Genomic DNA, 22,195 nt, shown 5'->3' on the forward strand with positions numbered 1-22,195 from the left:
TCGGCACACTTTCCTGCGCGGGCCCGGCCTCGCCGAACAACTGCACTGCGGGAGCAAGTGGTGAACCGAACGTCTGAAGGCCGAGCGCCCACAGCGGTCACAGCACCCGACCTCGCCAGGGCGCCCATCACGGAGCGTCGCCATCCGGGGCAACGGCCCGACCACCGGGCCGCCTTCGCCGCCGCCCCCCTCGCCCTCGGCATCGTCGACAGCGAGGGTCTGGTCATGGACGCCAATGACGCGCTCGCCGAGCTGCTCGGCGCGACCCCGGAAGAGCTGGCGGGCCGCCTCGCCGCCGACCTGGTGGACCTGGCGTCGGACGCCCGCACCTGGCACGCCTACCGCGAGGTCCTGCGCGGGCGCCAGGCGAAACTGCGCTGCACCCGGCGCCTGAAACACCCCGACGGGCACTCGCTGTGGGTGCAGGTCACCGTCTCACCGATGCCCGGCGGACGTACGGTCCTGCTCGCGGCCACGGACATCAGCGCCCGCCGCGAGCTCCAGTCCCGGCTCCGGCACCTCCAGATGCACGACCCGGTGACCCGGCTGCCCAACCGCAGCCTGTTCTTCGAACGCCTGGCCGCCGCGCTCGAAGCGGGTGCGTACGACGACACGGGCACCGGCCGGATCGGCCTCTGCTATCTGGACCTCGACGGGTTCAAGGCGGTCAACGACACCCTCGGCCACCGGGTCGGCGACCGGCTCCTGGCGGCCGTCGCCGAACGGCTCACGCGGTGCGCCGACGAGGCCGGTCACGGCAGGACGGGGCCGCCGCTGGTCGCCCGGCTCGGCGGCGACGAGTTCGCGCTCCTCGTGGAGGACTCGACGGGCACCGACCAGCTGGCCGACCTCGCCGACGCGGCGCTCAAGGCGCTGCAGGAGCCCTTCGACCTGTCGGGCCAGCGGCTCTCCGTCTCGGCGTCCATCGGCGTCGTGGAGCGCCGGGCCGCCGGGACGACGACGACCTGTCTGATGCAGGCCGCCGACACGACCCTCTACTGGGCGAAGTCGGACGGCAAGGCCCGCTGGACCCTCTTCGACCCCGAGCGCAACGCCCACCGTATGACCCGGCAGGCGCTGGCGAGTTCACTGCGCCCGGCCGTCGACCGCGGTGAATTCGTCCTGGACTACCAGCCGTTGGTGGGCCTCGGCGACGGCGGTCTGAACGGGGTCGAGGCGCTGGTGCGGTGGCGCCATCCGCAGTTCGGCCTGCTGACGCCGAATCGGTTCATCGGACTTGCGGAGGAGGACGGATCGATCGTGCAGCTGGGCCGCTGGGTGCTGCGGACCGCCTGCTTGCAGGCCCGGCAGTGGCAGCTCGACCACCCGGAGCACCCGCCGGTCTTCATGAGCGTCAACGTCGCGGTGCGCCAGGTGTGGGACTCGGACCTGGTCGCCGACGTCGCGGAAATCCTCACCGAGACCCAACTCTCCCCACAACTCCTCCAGTTGGAGCTGACAGAGTCGGCCGTGATGGGTTCGACCGGCCGGCCGTTGCAGGCACTTCAGTCGCTCAGCGACATGGGGGTGCGCATCGCTATCGACGACTTCGGCACCGGCTACTCGAACCTGGCCTATCTGAGCCGGCTTCCGGTGTCCGTCCTGAAGCTGGACGGCTCCTTCGTACGAGGCTTCCAGTACGACGCCGAGGCGGGCGAGGCCCATCTCAACCCCGCCGACGAGGTCATCGTCGAGGCCCTTGTGCAGCTCGCGCACCGGCTCGGCCTGACCGTCACCGCGGAGTGCGTGGAGACGACGTCGCAGGCGGCGCGGCTGCAGCGGATCGGCTGCGACACCGGGCAGGGGTGGCTCTACTCCCGCCCGGTGACGCCGGATCGTATCTCCGCGCTGCTGGCCGCCGGTTGACGGTTACGCGGGCAGTCCGTAGGCGTCCGCGATCAGCTCGTACGAGCGCAGGCGTACGTCACCGCTGTGCGCGTTGGCCGTGATCATCAGCTCGTCGGCGCCGGTGCGCTTGGCGAGGTCGTCGAGACCGGTGCGGACCTGGTCGGCGGTGCCGTGGATGACGTTGGAGTTCCAGCTGTTGATGAACTCCCGCTCCATCTCCGAGAATTCGTGACTCTCGGCCTCCTCCGGCGTCGGGACGAGTCCCGGCCGGCCGGTGCGCAGGCGGACCATGTTCAGGGCGGCGGCGAGGACTTGGCGGCGCGCCTCGTTCTCGTCGTCCGTCGCCAGCGCCGATACGCCGATGAGGGCGTAGGGGGCGTCGAGGACCGCGGAGGGCTTGAACGACTCCCGGTAGAGGTCGAGCGCCGGGATCGTGTTCTGCGCGGAGAAGTGGTGCGCGAAGGCGAACGGCAGACCGAGCACTCCGGCGAGGCGGGCGCTGAAACCGGAGGAGCCGAGCAGCCACAGGGGCGGCCGGTGCGGGGACTGGACGCCGCCGGGCGAGGTCGCCTGGATCGGGCCGGGTACGGCGTGGATACGGCTGTACGGGTGGCCGTCCGGGAAGTCGTCGTCCAGGAAGCGGGTGAGCTCGGCGAGCTGCTGGGGGAAGTCGTCGGCGCCTTCGTTCAGGCGTTCCGTGCGGCGCAGGGCTGCGGCGGTCGCGCCGTCCGTGCCCGGGGCGCGGCCAAGACCCAGGTCGACGCGGCCCGGGGCCATCGCCTCCAGTGTGCCGAACTGCTCGGCGATGACGAGGGGGGCGTGGTTGGGCAGCATGACGCCGCCCGATCCCAGGCGGATCCGCTCGGTGTGCGCGGCGAGGTGGGCCAGGATGACCGCCGGGGACGAGGAGGCCACGCCCGGCATGGAGTGGTGCTCGGCCACCCAGTAGCGGTGGTATCCGCGGCGCTCGGCCAGCTTGGCGATGTCCACGCTCTTGCGGAGGGCGTCGGTGGCGGTCCGGCCCGCTCCCACGGTCACCAGGTCAAGCACGGAGAGGGGGACTGGCGCGCTGCCGTGCTGCTCGCCGCGGATGTCGTCGCTCGGGTCCAGTGTCACGGGGTCCTGCCTCCTGCTGCGCGTGCTTTTGCGGTGTCTTTCCTGCTCCGCAGGTTCTAACAGGAGGGGGGCTCCGGTTTATTCCCCCTGGCCGGGGAGGGCCTTTTCGCCGCTTCGCGGCGGATTTGGGGGGGGGGGGGGGCGGGCCCCCCCCCCCCCCCCGCCGCCCCCCCCCCCGCCCCCCCCCCGATCACCCCGCATCCGCCCCTGAACGAACAAGCTCTCCCGCCCACCCACCCGATTGCCCCGCAGCACCCATGGGAGCAAGCGCACATGCCCCGCAGCGGGGTGGGGACGGGTGGGGGAATGGCCCCAGAACACCCGCAGTCGGCAGCGCTCGCGAGGGGACGTGTCGGTATTTCCGCCCGGAGCACGGCTCGCGGCACTCCGGAGCCGAAGCACCACAGCGACCACCGGACGATAGCGAGGACGGACATACCGGCGCGGCCCCGCACCCACAGACGGAGCAGCACCGCACCCCGGCCACCCGCACCACGGGCCCCGCCCCCAAGACAGACAGGCACCACACCCCGGCCCAGCACACCGCCGCCCGGCCCTCAGAACGGAACCGCACAACCCCCGGCCCAGCACACCACCGCCCCGCCCCCAAGACGGACCCGCACCCCACCCCCGCCCAAGCCCAGCGCACGCACGCGCCCCCGCCCTACCCCCGAACCTGCACCACCGGCTCCTGAGTGAACAACGCCCCCAGCGACGGCGCGTTCACCCGGCGAGCAGCCAACCGCAAGCCCTCCCACACCGTGACCTGATTCGCCGTCAGAACCGGTTTGCCCAGCTCCCGCTCCAGATCATGGACGTACGCCGCCGTATGCAGCGCCGTATCGGGGAGCAAGAGCGCCTCCGCGTCAGGGTGATCCCCCGCCCGGGCCATGGCACTGACCTCATCCCAGCCCCACGTCCCCACCTCCGCCGCCGTGATGATGCCGCTCCCCCGCGTAGACACGACCTCCACGCCGGACGCCTTCAGGAAGGTGGCGAAGAGGGCAGCCACGTCTTCCGGGTACGTCGCCGCGACAGCGACCCTGCCCGCGCCCACCTCGCCCACCGCGTGGGCGAAGGCGAAGGACGTGCTCGACGCCGGCAGGCCCGCCGCCCGGGCCAACGTGCGGACCTGATCATGCGCGCCCTCCCAGCCGAAGACGAAGCTCGCGCTGGTGCAGGCCCACACCACGGCCTCCGCGCCGGACAGGCGCAGCTCCTCGACACCGGCCGCGAGCCGTTCCGGCGAGCCCATCTCCAGGAGCGCGTCGACCCGGTGCGCGTCCTCGCCGATGTCGGTGTGGACGACCTGCAGCCGGACATCACTCCCCAGCATCTGTTCCATGCGGGGGTAGTCGTCCTCAGCCGAGTGACCCGGATAGAGGAAACCAAGTGCGGTCACTTCCAGCCTCCTTCAAGGCAGCGTTTCAAGGCAGCGTCGGTGGTCCTTCGGGCAGGCCCTGGGGCGGATCGAGCGGCACCACGCCCGGCAGATCGCCGGGCCCGGTGACCGGACCCGCGCCCGGCCTGGCGCTCGGGTTGATCAGCGCCTGGTAGGGCCCTACCGCATGCGTACCCAGACGGCGCAGCGCGGACCACATCGTCACCTGGTTCGCGGAAATCACCGGAATCCGCAGCTCGGCCTCCAGCTGCGGGATGACGTCGTACGTGGCGAGGTTGGTGCAGCTGATGAAGAGCGCGTCGGCCCCGCCGAGCACCGCCCGCCTGGCCATGTCGGCCACGTCCCGGTAGGGCACCTTCCAGATGTGCCTGGTCAGGCCCAGATAGGCGCGGCCCGTGACGGAGACCCCGGACTCGGCCAGGTAGTCCTCCAGGGACTGGGTCACCGACCAGGTGTAGGGCGTGACGAGCGCGATGCGCCGCGCGTCCAGGTCCTCCAGCGCTTCGAGCAGCGCGCCGGAGGTGGTGACGGAACTGACCGCCCCCTCTCGGGTCATCGCCTCGCACATCGCGCGCTCACCAGCGGTACCGCCGACGAAGCTGCCGGACGTGCAGGCATAGGCGAGGACTTCGGGCTCGGCGGCGCTCAGCGCACGCACCGCCTCGGCGAGGGTTTCGTGCTCGCTGACCAGTCGTGCCAGGTCAAGGCTTACCTCGACGGGCACGTACGGAGTGCGTGTCAGATGGAGGGAGACCTCGTCCGGGACCCAGCGCCAGAGTTCCCGGTCGAGGGCGAAGTCGAAAGGGGCGACGACACCTACACCGCGCTGAGGGTGTGGTCCGCCGAGGAAAGAGACGTCCATGAGCAGGCCCCAAGTTCGTGCGTGCGTGCATTGGAGGGACCGGCCGGGGGCCGGGAGATGCGGAGGACCGGCGACGCGCCGGGACGTCGGGATTGGGCAGAAGGCAGGCGCCAAGAAAGCGCAACAGAGAGTGCTACAGCCTCGTACGGAGCGTACTCAGTTGTGGGGTGCTTGTGATAGAGCACCTCTGTTGACGAAGGTAGTTTCAGGTGCGAGCGTGGTCAATCCGCGCATCTCAGACGGCTCTGGCCGACACACTCTCAGGGAAGCGGACTCTCATTGCGAAACGGTTTCTCCCCGATGTCCGAATCAACGTCCGAATCAACGTCTGATCCGATGTCCGATACAACCGTTCTGGTCCTGGACGCCCCGTCGCCCGCCCCGCCGCCCCGTCTGGGCAGCCTCACCGGCCGTGCCCGGATCGTGCACGCGGACGCGGAAGGCCTCGCGGCCCAACTCCCCCACGCCGATGTGCTCCTCGTATGGGATTTCCTCTCCGACGCGGTACGTCTGGCCTGGCCGGGTGAGGGGCCGCGGCCCCGCTGGGTGCACACCGCGAGCGCGGGTGTGGACCGCCTGATGTGCCCGGAGCTCGCCGCGTCCGACACGTTGGTCACCAACGCCCGTGGCGTCTTCGACCAGCCGATCGCCGAGTACGTCGCGGCTCTCGTCCTCGCCATGGCCAAGGATCTGCCGCGCACGCTGCGGCTCCAGGAGGAGCGCGGCTGGCTGCATCGCGAGACGCAGCGGGTGGCGCGCACGCGGGCGTGCGTCGTGGGTTCGGGACCGATCGGACACGCCATCGTCCGCATGCTCAAGGGGCTTGGGATCATCACGGCCCTGGTGGGACGCACCGCGCAGCACGGCGTGCACGGGGCCGACGAGCTCGACCGGCTCATCGCGCGCGCCGACTGGGTGGTGTGCGCGGCGCCGCTCACGGACGACACGCGCGGCATGTTCGACGAGCGGCGCTTCGGCATGATGCAGCCGTCGGCGCGCTTCATCAACATCGGGCGCGGCGCGCTCGTCGTGGAGGACGACCTCGCGGCGGCCCTGGCCAAGCGGTGGATCGCGGGCGCGGCGCTCGACGTCTTCGAGCACGAGCCGCTGCCGGCGGACAGCCCGCTGTGGACGGCTCCGGGGCTGCTCGTGTCCCCGCACATGAGCGGCGACACGGTGGGCTGGCGCGATGAACTGGGCGCGCAGTTCGTCGAGTTGTACGAGGAGTGGGCGGCCGGTCGGCCCCTGCCGAACGTGGTCGACAAGAAACGCGGGTATGTACCCGGTCATTGATCCTTCGCCGGGTCATTCACCGAGCCACTTACCTGCCCCCTGAGGCCCCCTGAGGAGCGTGCATGACCGAGCTCACGGATCTCACCGCGGTACAACTCGTCGACGGCTATCGCAAGGGCGAGTTCAGTCCGGTCGACGCGACACGCGCGGCCCTGGACCGGGCAGCCGAGGTGCAGCCCGTGGTGAACGCCTTCGTGCGCGTCGACTCCGAGGAGGCCGTCGCCCAGGCCGAGGCGAGTGCGGCGCGGTGGCACAGCGGTGAGCCGCAAGGTCTGCTGGACGGGGTTCCCGTCACGGTCAAGGACATCCTGCTGCAGCGCGGCGGGCCGACGCTGCGTGGCTCGAAGTCCGTCCGTCCGGAGGGACCTTGGGAGGAGGACGCGCCGTCGGTGGCGCGGCTGCGGGAGCACGGCGCGGTGTTCATCGGCAAGACGACGACGCCCGAGTTCGGCTGGAAGGGCGTCACGGACAGCCCGCAGAGCGGGATCACCCGCAATCCGTACGATCCCTCGCGCACCGCGGGCGGATCGAGCGGCGGCAGTGCGGCGGCCGTGGCGCTCGGTGCGGCACCGGTGTCCCTCGGCACGGACGGCGGCGGCTCGGTGCGGATCCCGGGCGCCTTCTGCGGGATCTTCGCGCTGAAGCCGACGTACGGGCGCGTGCCGCTGTATCCGGCATCGGCGTTCGGCACGCTCGCGCATGTCGGGCCGATGACGCGGGACGCGGCGGACGCGGCCCTGGTGATGGACGTCATCAGCGGGCCCGACGGGCGCGACTGGTCGCAGCTCGGCCCGGTGGCGGACAGCTTCCGCGCGGGCATCGACGGCGGCGTACGCGGTCTGCGCATCGCCTACTCACCCACGCTCGGCGGCCAGGTCGCGGTGCGGCCCGCGGTCGCCGCCGCGGTGCGCCGTGCGGTGGAGTCCCTCGCCGCGCAGGGTGCGTATGTCGAGGAGACCGACCCGGACTTCACGGATCCGGTGGAGGCGTTCCACACGCTGTGGTTCAGCGGTGCGGCGCGGGTGATCCAGCATCTGGCGCTCGGGCAGCGGGAGTTGCTCGACCCGGGGCTCCGGGAGATCTGTGCGCAGGGCGCCCGGGCCAGTGCGCTCGACTACCTCGCGGCAGTTGACGTACGCATGGAGCTCGGCCGTCGCATGGGCCGCTTCCATCAGACGTACGACCTCCTGGTCACTCCGACGCTTCCGATCACCGCGTTCGAGGCCGGGGTGGAGGTACCGAAAGGTTCCGGCCATCGACGGTGGACGGGATGGACCCCTTTCACCTACCCGTTCAACATGACGCAGCAGCCCGCGGCGACGGTGCCGTGCGGGGTGGACCGGGACGGGCTCCCGATCGGAGTGCAGATCGTGGCGGCGCGGCACGCCGACGCGTTGGTCCTGCGGGCCGCGCACGCCCTGTACACCGCGGGCAGCGCGCGCATCGCGCCGCCCACGGCGGCCTGAACCTAAGCTCGGCGGAAACTCAGCGTCTCGCCCTGCGCGCCCGCGCGCCACAGGTCGTTGCAGGCCTCGGCCATCTGGTCGAGGCCTTCGACGACCTGCCCCCAGACGATGCCGGGAACCCAGCCGACGTCGCCGTTGAGCAGCAGGTTGTTGCGTTCGTAGAAGAGGGCGAGGTCCACGACCGTGGCGCCCGCCTTGACGTCGGCGCCCGGTTCGTACCCGTACGCCTGAGTGCCCAACTGTGTCCCGTTGAAGGAGAAATAGCAGAGGTCGCCGGGGATGGGGGTGACTGTCGGATTCTCCAGGGGCGGCTCGCGGTCCGCGAAAGCCGGAAAGAGGGCGTAGATCTCATTGCGGGCGTACTTCGCGTGATAGACGTCTTCGCTCAGTGGCAGTGCGTTCCACACCGCTTCGCAGGTGATCGGGGCGCGGTCGTCGAGCAGTTTGGCGGTGCAGCGCACGCCCCGCTTGTCGAGGGAGAGTTCAATGTGGCGATCGCTCATGCCCCATGACTGCCCCACAACCCGGAGCATCTCACTCCCATCACGGGCTGAAATACATCCGCATATCTTGTGCGGACTCGGGTAGTCGCGCGCCCATGGCTCCACCACATGAGAACAACGAGGGATTCACAGGCAGACTGCGCCGGCGCTCCCTGCTCGCGGGGGCAGCGGCGTTCGGGGCGATCGGTGCCGCGGGGTGCACCAAGGTCCCGGAGGAAGGGAAGGTTGAGGGCGGGGACCTGCTCAGTCGGCTCCGCGACGCGGGGACCGTGAGGATCGGCGTGGCGGGCGAGCTCCCGTTCGGCTACATCGACAAGCAGGGGGAGGTCACCGGTGAGGCGCCGGAGATCGCCAAGGTGATCTTTCCGCGCCTCGGCGTGCCGAACGTCTCGGCCGTCCCCACCGAGTTCGGCGCACTGATCCCGGGACTGACCCAGGCGCAGCAGTTCGACGTCGTGTCCGCCGGGATGTACATCAACCCGGGCCGCTGCGAGCGCGTGTTGTTCTCCGATCCCGACTACCTGATGCTCGACGCCTTCATCGTGAAGAAGGGCAATCCGCACAACATCACGCGGTACGAGGACGTCGTCGAGAAGAAGCTCAAGATGGCCAGCGGCACCGCGTACGCCGAGATCGACTACGCGAAGGACGCGGGAATCAAGGACATCCTCATCCTCCCGGACCCGGTGGCAGGGCTCGACGCCGTGGTCCAGGGCCGTGTGGACGTCTTCGCCGGCACCGCCATCACCACGCGTGACGTGGTGAAGGGCAACAACCGGGCCGAGGTGACGAAGCCCTTCCAGCCCAAGATGGGCGGCAAACCCGCCTATGGCGCGGGCGGCTTCGCGTTCCGTCTTTCGGAGAAGAACCTGCGCGACGCCTTCAACAAGGAGCTTCACAAGATGAAGAAGAGCGGTGAACTCCTGCGGATCGTCGGCAAGTTCGGGTTCACCAAGGCGGAAATGACCGACCTGACGCTCGATGATCTGTGCCCGCCCGTGAAGGGGGCCTCCTCATGATGACGGCCGACTTCATCGGGAAGTGGTTCCTGCCCGGGCTCTGGATCACCGTGCAGATCACGGTCTACAGCGCGGCACTGGCCTTCGCGATCGCCTTCCCGATCGGTGTGCTGCGTACGTCGAAGCACTGGATCGTACGGTTCCTCGCCGGCACCTACTTCGAGATCTTCCGCGGCACGTCGGCCCTGGTCTTCATGTTCTGGATGGCCTTCACCGTGCCGATGCTGTTCGGCTTCAGCTTCGTGCCGATCGCCGCCGGTGTGCTGGCGCTCGGGATGACGTACGGGGCGTACGGCTCGGAGATCGTGCGTGGTGCCCTCGCGGCCGTACCGGTCGCCCAGCGTGAGGCGGGTGTGGCACTGAACTTCACCCAGGGGCAGCGGCTGCGGAAGATCGAGATCCCGCAGGCCTGGCCCGAGATGCTGCCCCCGTTCAACAACCTGCTCATCGAGCTGCTCAAGGGCACCTCGCTGGTCTCGCTCATCGCGGTGGCCGACATGACGTTCGCGGGCAACCTGTGGCGTCTCGTCACCGCCGAGAGCGCCCCGGTCTACACGGTGCTCCTGGTGGTGTACTTCGTGCTGGCGTTCCTCCTCACCCGCGGGATGCGGCTCCTTGAGCGGCACGCGAAGTCGAGGGTCGGCCAGGCGCCCGAGAAGATCGGCCTGCTCAGCGGGCTGCGCTCCAAGTCGACGATCGACGCCGTGACCGGTACCGGGGGTGCCAAGTGAGCTGGGACTGGTCCCATGTCGAGGACTTCATGCCGCTGTTCTGGGACGGAGTGCTCGTCACTCTCCAGGCGCTGGGCTGGGGCACCCTGATCGCGTTCTCCCTCGGTCTGCTCTGGGCGATCGCACAGCGCTCCGATCAGGTGTGGATCCGCTGGCCGGTGACGGCCGTCACCGAGTTCATCCGGAACACTCCCCTGCTGGTGCAGCTGTTCTTCCTGTTCACGGTCGTTCCCGAGTTCGGCCCCACGATGTCCCCGCTCACCACGGGCATCGTCGGCCTCGGTCTGCACTACTCGACGTACACCGCCGAGGTGTACCGAGCGGGCATCGACGGCGTCCCCGTCGGCCAGTGGGAGGCGGCCACCGCGCTCAGCCTGCCCAAGCGCCGCACCTGGACCGCGATCATCCTGCCGCAGGCCATCCGCCGCGTGATCCCCGCCTTGGGCAACTATGTGGTGTCCATGCTCAAGGACTCCCCTCAGATCGCCGCCATCGGCGCCCTGGACATGCTGGGCGAGGCCAAGGGATTCACCCAGGCCACCTTCACCTACGAGGCCATCAGCATCGTGGGCATCGCCTTCATCGTCATCGCCTACCCGGCTTCCGTCCTTCTCCGAGTCTTGGAGCGTCGCCTTGTCCGCTGACAGCAGCATCTCGAAGGAAACGATCAACCCGACGGTGGACGGCAGCGAGCTGATCCGCTTCGACAAGGTCACCAAGAGGTTCGGTAACCATGTCGTCCTGGACGAGCTCGACTTCTCGGTGGCCTCGGGCAAGCACGTCACGCTGATCGGCCCGTCCGGGTCCGGCAAGACGACGATCCTGCGCCTCCTCATGACCCTGATGAAGCCCGAAGAGGGCACGATCAAGGTCGGTGGGGAGTACCTCACCCACGAGACCAAGAACGGCAAGCTCGTGCCGGCGGGCGAGAAGTACATCCGCGAGGTCCGCAAGAACATCGGGATGGTCTTCCAGCAGTTCAACCTCTTCCCGAACATGAAGGTCCTGCGCAACATCACCGAGGCGCCGGTCCAGGTGCTCGGCCTCTCCAAGGACGAGGCCGAGCAGCGCGCCCGCGAGCTGCTCGAACTGGTCGGGCTCACCGAGCACATCGACAAGTACCCGACCCAGCTCTCCGGCGGCCAGCAGCAGCGCGTCGCCATCGCGCGCGCCCTGGCGATGCGCCCGCAGGTGCTGCTCCTGGACGAGGTCACGTCCGCGCTCGACCCCGAGCTGGTGGCGGGCGTACTCGACGTCCTGCGGGACATCGCGCACACCACGGACATCACGATGCTCTGTGTGACGCACGAGATGAACTTCGCCCGTGACATCTCGGACCAGGTCCTGATGTTCGACTCCGGCCGAGTGATCGAATCCGGGACCCCGGAGAAGATCTTCACCGAGCCCGAGCACGAGCGGACCCGGGAGTTCCTCAGCGCGGTGCTGTGATCGTCCGGGTCCACGTGGGGTCAGTCTTTGCCGGCCGCACGACTGGGTCTTGACGCTGGCATATGCCAGGGTGGCGCGTTCCTGCTGACAGAGCCGGAGCGCGCCACCATTCTCGTCAACAGCCGCTCCCTATCGGCCTCTTGGCCACTACTGTGGACACAGCACAGCTGTCCGGAACCGTTGCACGCAGGGGGAAGCCGTGGCGCTGAAACATGAGCCGACCACGCCGCAGCACTCGGTGCAGAGCGCCCTCCGAGTGCTCGAAATCGTCGCCCGGCACAACGCGGGAGTGACCGACGTCGAGCTCGCCCGGCAGACCAAACTGCCCGCGCCCCAGCTCGCCGCCCTGCTGCGGATGCTGCGCCGCGAGGCCTTCGTCGAGCAGATCGCTGACGGCGCGTACGTCACCGGGGAAACCCTCACCCGCCTCGGCTCGGCCCACCGCCGTGACCAGGCGCTGCGGGAGAAGCTCAAGCGGACCCTCGACGGACTGCGCGACTCGATCGGCGCCGCGGTCTACATCAGCCGGTACGAGGACGGTGAAATCAAGATCACCGACTTCGCGGACGGCCCCCGCACCCCGAAGGTCAACGAGTGGGTGGACTTCCGCTCCTCCGCGCACGCCAGCGCGATCGGCAAGAGCCTGCTGACCCAGCTCGACCTGAACGGCCGCAGGGACCACCTCTCCCGCCACAAGATGGCCCGCCTCACCTCGCGGACGATCACGAACGAACGCGTCCTGCTCAACCGCCTCGCCGCCCAGCCCGCGACGGTGCCCGTCCTCGACCTCCAGGAGTACGCGGTCGGCACGGTCTGCGCCGCCGTCCCCATCACCGCGGGCTCCGCGGTCGGCTGCCTGGCCCTCTCGCTGCCGATGGAGCACGCGCACCGGCTGCGGGAAGCGGCGGACACGCTCAATCGCGGGGCGGCGCCGGTGCTGCTTTCGCTGGCGATCTAGGGGCACCCCCCGCCCCTTGGCGGCGGTCCTGAGCACCCTTCGGGACCAGGTATTATTTTCGAGTCAGCAGGCGCCGCTAGCTCAGTTGGTTAGAGCAGCTGACTCTTAATCAGCGGGTCCGGGGTTCGAGTCCCTGGCGGCGCACAGACAGTGAGAAGCCCTTCGCGGAAGCGAGGGGCTTTTTGCATGTACGGACTACGGGCTCCGCGAGGCGCCGTCCGCTGATTCCGCACCGGTCAGGCGAGCACCACCCAGTCCATGAGCAGCGCCGCCACCAGACCGGCGGCCAGCAGATAGCTGCCGAGCCTGGTCCGCCCGCGCCTGCTGAGTTCGATCACCAGACCGCAGAGGACGAGCAGCAGCCCGTACACCCCCACGACCAGGACGGACGACCGGCTCGCCAGGCGCACGGCGAGCACCACGGCCGCCGCGGCCATCAGCACCGAGGCCGCGGCGATCCGTATACGCCGGGCCTGGCGTGGGGTGAGGCCTGCCCGTATGTGGTCTGACGTGCTCATGGTTGTCGATCGTAATCGACCGGACCTTGCTCCGACGGCCAGTACAAGGATCAACAGGATCGGCGTCGCTCAGGCCCGCAGATACGCCAGCACCGCGAGCACCCTGCGGTGCGTTCCGTCCCCCTGTGGCAGGTTCAGCTTGCCGAGGATGTTGCCGATGTGTTTGCCCACCGCGGCCTCGCTGACGACCAGTTGGGCTGCGATCGCGCCGTTCGACTTGCCCTCGGCCACCAGTCCGAGCACCTCGCGCTCGCGCGGCGTGAGCTGTTCGAGGGGGTCGCGGCGACGCCTCAGCAGCTGTCATACGACCTCCGGGTCGACGACCGTGCCGCCCTCCGCCACCCGCGTCACCGCCTCGGCGAACTGCTCGACCTGGCCCACCCGGTCCTTGAGCAGATAGCCCACGCCGGTGCCGTCCCCGGTGTCGAGGAGCTCGGCTGCGTACGCACGCTGCACGTACTGGCTGAGCACCAGGACCGGCAGCTTCGGCCGCTCGGCCCGCAGCGCGAGAGCGGCGCGCAGGCCCTCCGCGTCACCGAGCGCGGCCGGCACCTCGTGGCCGAAGCGGGTGAGCAGGCCGATGATGCCCTCGCGGAGCAGCAGGCTGTCCTCGGCGACGACGATCCTCAGGGCTGGGCTCGGTTTCGGTGCTGGGCTCGGCACGGGATCTCCACGGACAGTACGGTCGGGCCGCCCGGCGGGCTGGTGACCGTCAGTGTCCGGCGGCGTTCGAGGGCGGCGATGGGGATGCCGGTGAAGATGAGGAGGGCGAGCAGGGGGAGGCCGATGAGTACTACGGCGAGGGCGGCGGCGAGACCGCCGATGAGTACGGCGATGCCTAGCAGCACGCCCCCTGCCAGATACGCCACGCCCCTCCAGGGCGCGCTACTCCCCAGATACGTCGGCCGCCTCAACCCCACCCATACGCTCTCCCCTGGCATGGGGTCACGGTATGCGGCGCCTGTCCGTCTGTGGGTGCGGGGCCGCGCCGGTATGTCCGTCCTCGCCATCGTCCGGTGGCCGATGGGCTACTGCGGCACCGGAGCGCCGCGAACCGTGCTCCGGGCGGAAATACCGACACGTCCCCTCGCGAGCGCTGCCGACTGCGGGCAATCGGTCGTGCTGCGGGGCAATCGGGCGGGTGGGCGGGAAAGCTTGTTCGTCCAGAGGCCGCTGCGGGGTGATCGGGCGGGTGGGCGGGAGAGGGACCGGCCGGAGGCGGACGCGGGCCTCAGCCGGGTAGGAGCCCCTCGCGGGACTGAGCCCGGTACTGGGCCCGCAGGGCACCCTCCGCGGTGGCGGTGAGCCGGTGGTAGGCGGCCACCCCCGGGCCCCGCCACCACACAGGATCCCCGCAGCAAAACCCCTCCCCGCGCAAGGCGGCCCGCGCCACCTTATTCGTCGCCGTCACCGGCATCCGCCGCACCACCCGCACAAAGCGGGGCGCCATCTTCGTACCCAAGTCCGGTTGGGCGAGGAGGAACTCGGCGAAGGCGAGGGGATCGAAGGGCGTCCCGGGGCGCGGAGCCACCGCCGCCATCACCTGATCCCCCGCCACCGGATCCGGCACCGCGTACACCGCCACCGCCGCCGCCCCCTCCCACCGCGCCAGGATGTTCTCGATCATCGCGGCCGCCAGATTCTCGCTGTCCACGCGGAGCCGGTCGTCCGTACGCCCCGCGAAGTAGAGGAACCCCTCCGCGTCCCGGTAGAAGAGGTCTCCCGTCCAGTACCACCCGTCCCGGAGCCGCGCCGCATCCGCCTCCGCGTTGCGCCAGTACCCCTCGAAGGGGGACCGCCCCTTGTTCACCAACTCCCCTATGGCCACATCCGCGTTCAGCAGGCGGCCGTCCGCCGCGAACTCCGCCGGCGGGCATGTTCGGCGCGTCGCCGGATCCACCACCGCCAAGTCGTCCCCCGGCGCCGCCCGCCCTATCGCCCCGGACGGAGTCCCCGGCGCCCGCTGGATCGCCGCGCCGCCCTCCGAAGAGCCGTAGCCCTCCACAAGCCGCACCCCGAACCGCTTCTCGAACCGCGCCGCGTCCACCGCCCCGGCCTCCGTGCCGAAGCCCACGCGCAGCGGGTTCTGCCCGTCGTCGGGGCGCTCGGGCGTCGCCAGTAAGTACTGCACCGCCCGGCCGACGTACGTGAAGTACGTGGCCCCGTAATTCCGTACGTCGTCCAGGAACTCCGAAGCCGAGAAGCGGCGTCGCAGCGCCACCGCCGCGCCGCCCGCCAGCGCGGGCGCCCAGTCGGCGATCACCGCGTTGCCGTGGAACATGGGCATGCAGATGTAGTGGGTGTCGTCCGGGCCCACCTGGAAGTGGGTGACCAGGGAACGGCCCGCCGCCGCGAGCCTGCCCTGGCTGCAGATCGCCGCCTTGGGCGCCCCCGTCGAGCCCGACGTGAAGTAGAGGAGCATGCGGCTGGCCGGGGTCACCGTCGGTGATATCTCGGGGCGCGCGTCCTCGTAGGGCGCGAGCAGGTCGGCGTACGCGGTCGTGTCCGTCACCAGCACGCGTACGCCCGGGAGTTCAAGGCCGTCGAGCAGCGGGAGGTGCGACTGCTCCGTGATCAGGATCCGGCAGTCGGTGTGCATGATGTCGCGGGCCAGTTCCGCTCCCCTGCGCGTGGGATTGATGCCCGCCACCGCCGCCCCCGCCAGCGCCGCCGCACTCAGCCACAGCGGGTACTCCGGGGTGTTGTCCAGCAGCACACCGATGTGCGGCTGAGCCCCTCTCGGCAACAGGTCGGCAAGCAGCGCCGCCCTCGCCGCGGCGCCCGCCGTGACCTGGTGATGGGTCAGCGTCCGCTGCTCGAAGTGCAGTCCTGGGCGGTGGTCTTCCCAGCGCGCCTGTACGAGTTCCGCGACCGTACTCCCGGTGGACTTCATGGCCGCGCACCATAATTGATGCGCCGTCAGATAGGGAGAGCGAGGCGTGGAGGGCTACGGCAGGTCCGAGGCGAACATGTCGTTCGCCGTCACCATGAAGTAGATGGAGAAGGCGAGCATGAGGCCCAGGAAGCAGAGCATGCCGAGCGTGCCCGCCGCGTTCTTGACGGGGCTCGGGGCGTACGCCGTCGCCCTCTCCGGGCGGTCGGCCGCGTAGTGCACGGTGACGATGTCGCCCTCGATGGTCGTCGCCGGGCCGTTCTCCTCCTCGAAGCGGACGGGGCGACCCGCAAACGCGGACACAGACGCGGACGCGGACGGTGTGAACTCGTAGACGTGGTGCAGCGTGGTCGTGACGCGGCTGCTGTCGCTGTGGCTGCTCGTCGTGGTGTAGGTGCGCAGGCAGCGCGCCTCCGCCGTCAGACCGCTCGACCACGCCTGCCGCAGCTCCAGCGAGCGCTTGATCACCTTGACCGCCATCGCGATCACCACGGCGCCGATGAACGCCGGTACCGCGTAGAACATGAACTCCACTGCATCCCCCGATGGTTGATTCCCGTACTGCTCCGCGTACGCCGTCCTGGTCATGGACGGCGTACGCGGAACCTACCCGCGGGGAATGCGGAGGAGCCTCAAGCGAGGCTCAGAACTTGACGTCCGAGCAGGCGTAGAACGCGTTGGCCGTGTCGTAGACCGTCCACACCGCGACGATCACGTGGTGTCCGCTCCTGCCGCCGGGGATGGTCCCGGAGTGCGAGAGCGTGGCGGGCGGCTGCTGGCCGTTGTAGGGGACGTTGAGGAACGGCGTGGTTTCGAGCGCGGCCCGGGTCACCGGCTTGCTCTCGTCCCAGCCCTGCTTGGTTATGTAGTACTTGAAGTCCGTCGTGCGGTGGCGTGCCGTGAACTGCCAGCGGAAGGTGTAGTTCTGACCGGCGCTGACGCTGGTCGTCGGCCAGGCTCCGCCACCCGGCGCCTTCGGCTGGTTGAGCGAGTCGAAGCCGCCGTTGCCCGCCGAGCAGATCTTGCCGTCGGCGGGGCCGGACGCCGGGAAGCCCTTGGGACCCTCGACGCTCTGGGGTTCGTACTGGATGGAACCGCAGCCGCTCACCGTGCCGTTGGCACAGTTGATCTGGCGGCTGGCCGGCAGGTCGGTGTATCCGTGACTGCTCGCGCCACCGGACGAGAGCGCGAGGGCCCCGACCGTGGTGGCGCCGAGCATGGCCGCGTACATCTTCTTGTTTCGCATGCTGCCGCTCCAGGGGAAACGTGGGGGTTCCGTGAACCGTGCGGGCGCGCCTGCGGCACTGCGGATGCAGTGGGTGCAGTTGGGTGCAGCGAGTGCTGCGGTCTAGACCAAGCCCAGATTATGGGCGGTAGTTGAACATGTCCATACCAATAGTCGAGAGGATCCGATCGCAGCGACGGCGCGATTTCTCCACGAGATCACCGTTGGGGCCGTCGTTCGTCGCCACCCACGCGGCCGCCCCGTCGGGCGTGAGGCCGCCGTCCAACTGGCGCTCGATCAGGCGTAGTTGACGTACCTCTCCAAGTGCCTGCACGTACCAGCACTCCGCCATCAGCCGCCGCGCATCCCGCCAGCCGGGCAGATCGCAGGCCAGATAGTTCCCCTCGGTGACCACAAGGCGGGCGGTCGGCGGGACGCGGTGGCGGGCGGCCACCGGCTCGTGGAGGGTGCGGTCGTAATCGGGTACGTAGATGTCGTGGTCCGCGGTCTCCGTCAGGATCCGGTGGAGCAGCGCCACGTATCCCCGGACGTCGAAGCTCGGCTCCGAGCCCTTACGGGAGGTCAGGGAGAGGCGCGCCAGCTGGTCGTTCGACAGGTGGAAGCCGTCGAGCGGGAGATACGCGGCGCCCTCACCGATCGCCTCCACCAGCGCCCGCGCGAGCGTCGACTTGCCCGCGCCGGGCGGCCCCGCGATCCCCAGGAGGGTGCGGGGCCGGTCGGCGGTCAGGTTCCAGGCGTCCTGGGCGAGGGTCGCGAGGGCAGGGGCGCCGTGGTCAGCGGTGTGGTCATCGGTCTCCATGCCCCGTATAGAACGCCACCGTCAGGTCCTTGACCAAGGCCTTGCGTTCGTAGTCGTCGAGTTCGACCAGGCCGCGGGTGGTCAGCCGGGTCACCGTGTCCTCGACGGAGTCCACCACCGAGGTGAGCACGCTGTCGCGGTGCCGCGCGTCCAGCGCGGCGACCCGGCGCAGGCGCATGGTCTCGGCGACCTCGGGGGCGTACTCGATCCGCGTCGGCTGGGCCGAGAAGACCTCGATGCCGACCGGTTCGGCGTCCGCCGCGAGCATCCGGGTCAGCGCGTCACCGACGGCGTCGGCGTCGCGCAGGGTCGGGGTGTCGTCGTGGAAGGCGTCGGCGGGCAGCCGGGACAGGACGCGGGCGGTCGCCGCCTCGGCGCACTCGCGCAGATACTCCTGGTGGTCGGCGACCCCGAGCGTCGCCCGCGCCGCGTCCTTGACCCGCCAGACGACGAGGACGACGACCCGCAGCGCGACCCCGCTCCGGTCCACCGCGGGCATCGGCTCACTGCGCCAGTGCCGCAGGCGTACGTCGACACGCCTGCGCAGCAGCAACGGGTTGACCCACATCAGGCCCGTGCGGCGGACGCTGCCGCGGTAGCGCCCGAAGAGGGTGAGCACCCACGCCTTGCCGACCCGACCGCGGGCAAGACCGCCGAACCCGAAGAGGGCGAGCGCCCCGGACCCCGCGAGCGAGGCCCACTGCGCGATGCCGAGCCCGGCGTACGCGTCGTACCCCTCGGAGCCGGGCAGCCGCACCGCCTGCGCCACCGTCTCCGGCAGCACCCCCGCCCACCACAGCGCGACCGTGCACCCCGCCACGCCCACGCTCCCGCCGAGCACCCCGGCCATCCCGGGCAGCACCCGCGCAGGACGCTCGCCGAGCGCGGGATCGACCTCGGGCAGGGGCCTGGCCACCACGGGGGCGGGGGGCCGCCGTGCGCTTGCGGTACGCGGCTGCTCCCCCGTCCCCTGCCTGCGCCGCACCACGGCGGAACCGAGCGGCATCCCGGGGCCGGACCCGGGATCGGCGGGGTCGTCGCGGAAGAGCAGATGGATGGGGATCTCGGTGGTGGCCTCGCTCTGGATCAGCCGCCGTCGGGCGGTCGAGTCCGGGGCAAGGACCAGATCCGGAGCGGCGTCGAGCTGCCGGCCCTGCGGCTGGGGAGACTTCGCGTCGGGGGTCTTCGGCTGCGGGGCCTCCGGCTGGGGGGCCTGTGACCGTGATGCCGCTGTCGCACTCATCCTTGCCTCCGCCTCATACGTGCCTCGATCTCATCCGCAACCAGGTCACGTTTGTGCGCCGGTTCGATTCGTGCCCCGGTCTCATCCGTAACCGGGTCACGTTTTTGCCCGCGTCTCACGAGAACAACCGCCGCCACGTCTCAGGCCCCGGATACCCGTCCGCCGCCGCGCCCCGCCAGCCCTGCGCTCGCTGGAACGCCTCGACGTTGCGGCGGTCGTTCTCGCCCCAGCGGGGGCCCGGGCCCTGGGCGTAGTACCTGCCGAAGCCCCTCTTCACCAGCTGGCGGCCCAGCTTCTCGACCGCCGGGTCCGTCCGGCCGGGGCGGAACACCCCCATGCCGGGGTACGCCGGAGCCCTGCCCTGGGCACCGCCCGCGCCGCCGCCCGCCCCGGGAATGTCGCGGCCCTTGCCCGTCATCAGGTAGGACCAGGTCGCCGGGCCGGGCAGGCCGTCCGCGTCCCTGCCCGTCCAGCCCTGTGCCTGCTGGAACGCCTGCGTGGCCCGGCGGTCCGCGTCCGTCCAGCGCGGGCCTGGGCCCGACCTGTAGAAGCGGCCGCCGCCCCGGGCGACCAGCGCCTTGCCCAACTGGGTGACGTACTTGTTGTTCGCACCGGGGCCGAACGAACCTGGCCCGGGATAGGGCGTCCCTCTGGTCGGACCCGAGCCGCCCGCGGTGCCGCTCGTGACTCCCTTGTAGCGGTAGGCCAGATAGCGGCTCGCATTGCTCCAATAGGCATAGGGAGTCGCCTGTTTACGGGCGTGCGGGCGGGTCTGTTCGTACGCGGTGTATTGCGTACGGGCGGTGTTCGCCCAGCCGCCGAAAATCGTCACGTGCGACCCCTTCTCGGGGTTCGCCGGATTGTGGAAGAGGAGAATGTCTCCCGGCTGGAGCTCGTTCTTCGTAATGCGGACCGCGAACGAGGCGAGGCTGCCCGTCCATTCGTTGCGGCCGAGGTTCCAGGCCATGGAGACAAAGCCCGAGCAGTCCTGCCGGTAACCGTCGGACCAGTACTTGCTCATGCTGTACGGCACCTTCGCCGTGACCCACTTCTGGGCCCGGGCGATGATCGCGGCCCGCGTGGTCGGCAGGGCCGTCGAGGCCGCCGTGGGCCCCGGAGTCCCCGGTTTCCGCGACTCTCCGTGCAGCGCGCCCGTGCCGCCCTGCGGATTGCCGGGGCCCGGGTCCGGGTCGTCGTCCGCCGGGGACGATGGAGACTCCGGGACCCCCGGGGCCCCCGGGGCCCCCGGAAGCGCCGGGCCCGGAGCCGCCGCCGCCGGAAGGACCTGCCCACCCCCCAGCACGGAGCCCGCCGCCGCGGCCAGCACCAGAGCGCGCCGCGCGCCGTGCGCCGCCGGGTGGCCACCCTCTCGTACGGGGAGCGCGTGGGCCTTGGTCCGTCGCCAGTGAATACATCCGGGGCAGTCGCAGTCGCTCTCGGGATCGAATTCCTCGAATGCCGGAGCACCCACCATGCGATTCCCCTCACACTCCAGGAAAGAATGCCTGCGTCGCATTTGCACAGTCGTCAGCTTCTCAACTGTCGCGCGATATCGCATGTTGACGGTCCGAATGATGGAGCCGCCCCGCATTCCCGCACCCGCCGCTTCCCCGGCCCGCCCCCGGCAATGCCCCGGGGCGCCCGTGCGAGGCCCCTGGGTGGTCCGGAGCACCCGCCCGCGTCCGGTAGAGTTCTCCAGGTCAGCGCGCGCCGCTAGCTCAGTTGGTTAGAGCAGCTGACTCTTAATCAGCGGGTCCGGGGTTCGAGTCCCTGGCGGCGCACAGACAGCGAAAGCCCTCCGTTCACGCGGGGGGCTTTCGTCATGCGCGCACGCGGGACGGATCCCTCCGCGATCCCCCTCACGCACGCCGCGAGCAAGCCGCACGCAAGGTCGCCACCGGCGCCCGTACCGCTACCGTTGCGCCATGGCGCGCGACATACAGGAGCGGATCAAGAAGCTCATCATCGACCAGCGGCTGCCCTCCGGCGCCACCCTGCCCACCGAGCCCGAGCTGATGGCACGCCTCGGCGTCAGCCGGAACTCCGTGCGAGAGGCGCTCAAGGCTCTGCAGGCGATGGGCATCGTAGAGATCCGGCATGGTTTCGGCACATATGTCGGGCCCATGTCGATGGCCCCCATGATCGAGGGCCTCACATTCCGCACGGTGGCCGGCCACTACCGGGGCGAGGACAGCCTGCTCCAGCTCCTGGAGCTGCGGGAGGCCGTGGAGACCGGGCTCATCGCGCGCCTCGCGGGCCGTATCCCGGCCGCGGATCTGGCCGAACTCGACGCCCTCGTGGATCAGATGGACACCGAGGCGGCGGCGGCCGACGACATCCACGCCGGCGGCCAGGGAGCGGTGCACACCGAAACCGACCGTGCGTTTCACGCCACTCTCTACCGCTGTCTGCGCAATCCGCTGCTCGGCGAGGTCCTTGAGGCGTTCTGGGACGCCTTCCACAACGTACGCATGGATCTCGTGGACGTGCCGCAGGATCCCAAGGTCACCTGCCGCCAGCACCGCGAGATCCTCGACGCGGTCCGTTCCGGCGATACGCTCCGGGCTGAGCGGGCGATACGGGAACACTTCGGTAATATTCGAACGCGATTGAGCGCTCCTGTCCCAACAGGCAACTGAAATCGCTCGTATGACCGGTAAACACCTTGTTTCGCCCTTGCGATCATGGCTAGGGGCGTAGAACCTTGTGCTGGAGCCATTGGCTCTCATGAGGCAGGCGGTGCGGGGCAGTTGGGGGCCCGCCCGGCCGAAGCCCGCGGGGGCAGGGGCGGGGGTCCCGTTAACGAATGGATGCCGAGGGGGGCATCATGCAACCGGAAGGTAGCTGTT

Annotated in this window: 21 protein-coding genes, 2 tRNA genes and 1 pseudogene; 11 read left to right on the top strand and 13 right to left on the bottom strand. The window is 70.1% G+C overall.

What is annotated here, in order from left to right; genetic code table 11:
- Window positions 1–60 precede the first annotated feature (60 nt).
- On the top strand, window positions 61–1,866 hold the full coding sequence (locus ACGFX9_RS05530) for a putative bifunctional diguanylate cyclase/phosphodiesterase (RefSeq protein WP_393464933.1): 1,806 nt from the start codon (window positions 61–63) through the stop codon (window positions 1,864–1,866).
- 3 nt (window positions 1,867–1,869) lie between these two features.
- On the opposite strand, the gene ACGFX9_RS05535 is transcribed toward ACGFX9_RS05530, so the two are convergent.
- The 3 genes from ACGFX9_RS05535 to ACGFX9_RS05545 all read right to left on the bottom strand — a co-directional run bounded on the left by ACGFX9_RS05535 (window position 1,870) and on the right by ACGFX9_RS05545 (window position 5,228).
- On the bottom strand, window positions 1,870–2,964 hold the full coding sequence (locus tag ACGFX9_RS05535; protein WP_393464936.1) for an LLM class flavin-dependent oxidoreductase: 1,095 nt from the start codon (window positions 2,962–2,964) through the stop codon (window positions 1,870–1,872).
- A gap of 664 nt (window positions 2,965–3,628) precedes the next feature.
- Entirely contained in the window at window positions 3,629–4,366 is a 738-nt protein-coding gene (locus ACGFX9_RS05540; RefSeq protein WP_393464939.1) for a decarboxylase, read from the bottom strand.
- A 25-nt stretch (window positions 4,367–4,391) separates the two neighbouring features.
- Window positions 4,392–5,228 (bottom strand): decarboxylase, encoded by an 837-nt coding sequence (locus ACGFX9_RS05545; RefSeq protein ID WP_393464942.1) that lies wholly within the window; start codon window positions 5,226–5,228, stop codon window positions 4,392–4,394.
- A gap of 336 nt (window positions 5,229–5,564) precedes the next feature.
- Between ACGFX9_RS05545 and ACGFX9_RS05550 the strand changes: the two genes are divergently transcribed.
- A complete protein-coding gene (locus ACGFX9_RS05550) occupies window positions 5,565–6,521 on the top strand; it encodes a D-2-hydroxyacid dehydrogenase (RefSeq protein ID WP_393464944.1) in 957 nt (318 codons plus the stop codon).
- A 62-nt stretch (window positions 6,522–6,583) separates the two neighbouring features.
- Entirely contained in the window at window positions 6,584–7,987 is a 1,404-nt protein-coding gene (locus ACGFX9_RS05555) for an amidase (protein WP_393464946.1), read from the top strand.
- 2 nt (window positions 7,988–7,989) lie between these two features.
- Here the strand turns inward: ACGFX9_RS05555 and ACGFX9_RS05560 are convergent, their stop codons facing one another.
- On the bottom strand, window positions 7,990–8,490 hold the full coding sequence (locus ACGFX9_RS05560) for a DUF3830 family protein (RefSeq protein ID WP_393464949.1): 501 nt from the start codon (window positions 8,488–8,490) through the stop codon (window positions 7,990–7,992).
- A gap of 95 nt (window positions 8,491–8,585) precedes the next feature.
- On the opposite strand from ACGFX9_RS05560, the gene ehuB reads away from it, so the two are divergent.
- From ehuB to ACGFX9_RS05590, 6 genes are all read left to right on the top strand, one after another.
- Window positions 8,586–9,509, top strand: a complete 924-nt coding sequence (ehuB, locus tag ACGFX9_RS05565) for an ectoine/hydroxyectoine ABC transporter substrate-binding protein EhuB (protein WP_393464951.1) — start codon at window positions 8,586–8,588, stop codon at window positions 9,507–9,509.
- Complete coding sequence (gene ehuC / locus ACGFX9_RS05570) at window positions 9,506–10,240, top strand: ectoine/hydroxyectoine ABC transporter permease subunit EhuC (protein ID WP_393464954.1); 735 nt, start codon at window positions 9,506–9,508, stop codon at window positions 10,238–10,240. The genes ehuB and ehuC overlap by 4 nt, the downstream gene beginning before the upstream one ends.
- Window positions 10,237–10,884, top strand: coding sequence for an ectoine/hydroxyectoine ABC transporter permease subunit EhuD (gene ehuD, locus ACGFX9_RS05575; protein WP_393464957.1), 648 nt, complete (start codon window positions 10,237–10,239; stop codon window positions 10,882–10,884). The genes ehuC and ehuD overlap by 4 nt, the downstream gene beginning before the upstream one ends.
- A 34-nt stretch (window positions 10,885–10,918) precedes the next feature.
- A complete protein-coding gene (gene ehuA / locus ACGFX9_RS05580; RefSeq protein WP_393465668.1) occupies window positions 10,919–11,689 on the top strand; it encodes an ectoine/hydroxyectoine ABC transporter ATP-binding protein EhuA in 771 nt (256 codons plus the stop codon).
- A 199-nt stretch (window positions 11,690–11,888) separates the two neighbouring features.
- Complete coding sequence (locus ACGFX9_RS05585; RefSeq protein ID WP_393464960.1) at window positions 11,889–12,647, top strand: IclR family transcriptional regulator; 759 nt, start codon at window positions 11,889–11,891, stop codon at window positions 12,645–12,647.
- 70 nt (window positions 12,648–12,717) lie between these two features.
- Window positions 12,718–12,791 (top strand) — tRNA-Lys (locus tag ACGFX9_RS05590).
- A 92-nt stretch (window positions 12,792–12,883) separates the two neighbouring features.
- On the opposite strand, the gene ACGFX9_RS05595 is transcribed toward ACGFX9_RS05590, so the two are convergent.
- The 9 genes and pseudogenes from ACGFX9_RS05595 to ACGFX9_RS05635 form a co-directional block, all read right to left on the bottom strand.
- Entirely contained in the window at window positions 12,884–13,165 is a 282-nt protein-coding gene (locus ACGFX9_RS05595; protein WP_393464963.1) for a hypothetical protein, read from the bottom strand.
- A gap of 69 nt (window positions 13,166–13,234) precedes the next feature.
- A pseudogene (locus ACGFX9_RS05600) lies at window positions 13,235–13,789 on the bottom strand (LuxR C-terminal-related transcriptional regulator).
- 2 nt (window positions 13,790–13,791) lie between these two features.
- The gene (locus ACGFX9_RS05605) at window positions 13,792–14,106 is read right to left on the bottom strand and encodes a hypothetical protein (protein WP_393464966.1); all 315 of its coding nucleotides are present in this window, start codon (window positions 14,104–14,106) and stop codon (window positions 13,792–13,794) included.
- 290 nt (window positions 14,107–14,396) lie between these two features.
- Window positions 14,397–16,058, bottom strand: a complete 1,662-nt coding sequence (locus ACGFX9_RS05610; RefSeq protein ID WP_393464969.1) for an AMP-binding protein — start codon at window positions 16,056–16,058, stop codon at window positions 14,397–14,399.
- Between the two features lie 54 nt (window positions 16,059–16,112).
- On the bottom strand, window positions 16,113–16,646 hold the full coding sequence (locus tag ACGFX9_RS05615) for a DUF3592 domain-containing protein (protein ID WP_393464972.1): 534 nt from the start codon (window positions 16,644–16,646) through the stop codon (window positions 16,113–16,115).
- A gap of 55 nt (window positions 16,647–16,701) precedes the next feature.
- Window positions 16,702–17,304, bottom strand: coding sequence for a lytic polysaccharide monooxygenase (locus ACGFX9_RS05620; protein WP_393464975.1), 603 nt, complete (start codon window positions 17,302–17,304; stop codon window positions 16,702–16,704).
- A 118-nt stretch (window positions 17,305–17,422) separates the two neighbouring features.
- On the bottom strand, window positions 17,423–18,103 hold the full coding sequence (locus ACGFX9_RS05625) for a nucleoside/nucleotide kinase family protein (RefSeq protein ID WP_393464978.1): 681 nt from the start codon (window positions 18,101–18,103) through the stop codon (window positions 17,423–17,425).
- Window positions 18,090–19,346: an SPFH domain-containing protein gene (locus ACGFX9_RS05630; RefSeq protein ID WP_393464981.1), complete on the bottom strand. Its 1,257-nt coding sequence runs from the start codon at window positions 19,344–19,346 to the stop codon at window positions 18,090–18,092. The genes ACGFX9_RS05625 and ACGFX9_RS05630 overlap by 14 nt, the downstream gene beginning before the upstream one ends.
- Window positions 19,347–19,461: 115 nt before the next feature.
- A complete protein-coding gene (locus tag ACGFX9_RS05635) occupies window positions 19,462–20,817 on the bottom strand; it encodes a peptidoglycan-binding protein (protein WP_393465672.1) in 1,356 nt (451 codons plus the stop codon).
- 236 nt (window positions 20,818–21,053) lie between these two features.
- Between ACGFX9_RS05635 and ACGFX9_RS05640 the strand changes: the two genes are divergently transcribed.
- Window positions 21,054–21,127 (top strand) — tRNA-Lys (locus tag ACGFX9_RS05640).
- Window positions 21,128–21,271: 144 nt separating this feature from the next.
- Window positions 21,272–21,985, top strand: a complete 714-nt coding sequence (locus ACGFX9_RS05645; RefSeq protein WP_393464983.1) for a FadR/GntR family transcriptional regulator — start codon at window positions 21,272–21,274, stop codon at window positions 21,983–21,985.
- Window positions 21,986–22,195: the final 210 nt, after the last annotated feature.

The organism is Streptomyces sp. NPDC048436 (genome assembly GCF_043200355.1).
Taxonomy (GTDB): Bacteria; Actinomycetota; Actinomycetes; order Streptomycetales; family Streptomycetaceae; genus Streptomyces.

Coding starts and splice junctions, on each gene's coding strand:
- ACGFX9_RS05625 (WP_393464978.1), bottom strand. CDS start 18,103: ATGGAGACCGATGACCACACCGCTGACCACGGCGCCCCTGCCCTCGCG.
- ACGFX9_RS05545 (WP_393464942.1), bottom strand. CDS start 5,228: ATGGACGTCTCTTTCCTCGGCGGACCACACCCTCAGCGCGGTGTAGGT.
- ACGFX9_RS05645 (WP_393464983.1), top strand. CDS start 21,272: ATGGCGCGCGACATACAGGAGCGGATCAAGAAGCTCATCATCGACCAG.
- ehuB (WP_393464951.1), top strand. CDS start 8,586: ATGGCTCCACCACATGAGAACAACGAGGGATTCACAGGCAGACTGCGC.
- ACGFX9_RS05615 (WP_393464972.1), bottom strand. CDS start 16,646: ATGACCAGGACGGCGTACGCGGAGCAGTACGGGAATCAACCATCGGGG.
- ACGFX9_RS05610 (WP_393464969.1), bottom strand. CDS start 16,058: ATGAAGTCCACCGGGAGTACGGTCGCGGAACTCGTACAGGCGCGCTGG.
- ACGFX9_RS05630 (WP_393464981.1), bottom strand. CDS start 19,346: ATGAGTGCGACAGCGGCATCACGGTCACAGGCCCCCCAGCCGGAGGCC.
- ehuC (WP_393464954.1), top strand. CDS start 9,506: ATGATGACGGCCGACTTCATCGGGAAGTGGTTCCTGCCCGGGCTCTGG.
- ACGFX9_RS05550 (WP_393464944.1), top strand. CDS start 5,565: ATGTCCGATACAACCGTTCTGGTCCTGGACGCCCCGTCGCCCGCCCCG.
- ACGFX9_RS05555 (WP_393464946.1), top strand. CDS start 6,584: ATGACCGAGCTCACGGATCTCACCGCGGTACAACTCGTCGACGGCTAT.
- ACGFX9_RS05620 (WP_393464975.1), bottom strand. CDS start 17,304: ATGCGAAACAAGAAGATGTACGCGGCCATGCTCGGCGCCACCACGGTC.
- ACGFX9_RS05595 (WP_393464963.1), bottom strand. CDS start 13,165: ATGAGCACGTCAGACCACATACGGGCAGGCCTCACCCCACGCCAGGCC.
- ACGFX9_RS05560 (WP_393464949.1), bottom strand. CDS start 8,490: ATGAGCGATCGCCACATTGAACTCTCCCTCGACAAGCGGGGCGTGCGC.
- ACGFX9_RS05605 (WP_393464966.1), bottom strand. CDS start 14,106: ATGCCAGGGGAGAGCGTATGGGTGGGGTTGAGGCGGCCGACGTATCTG.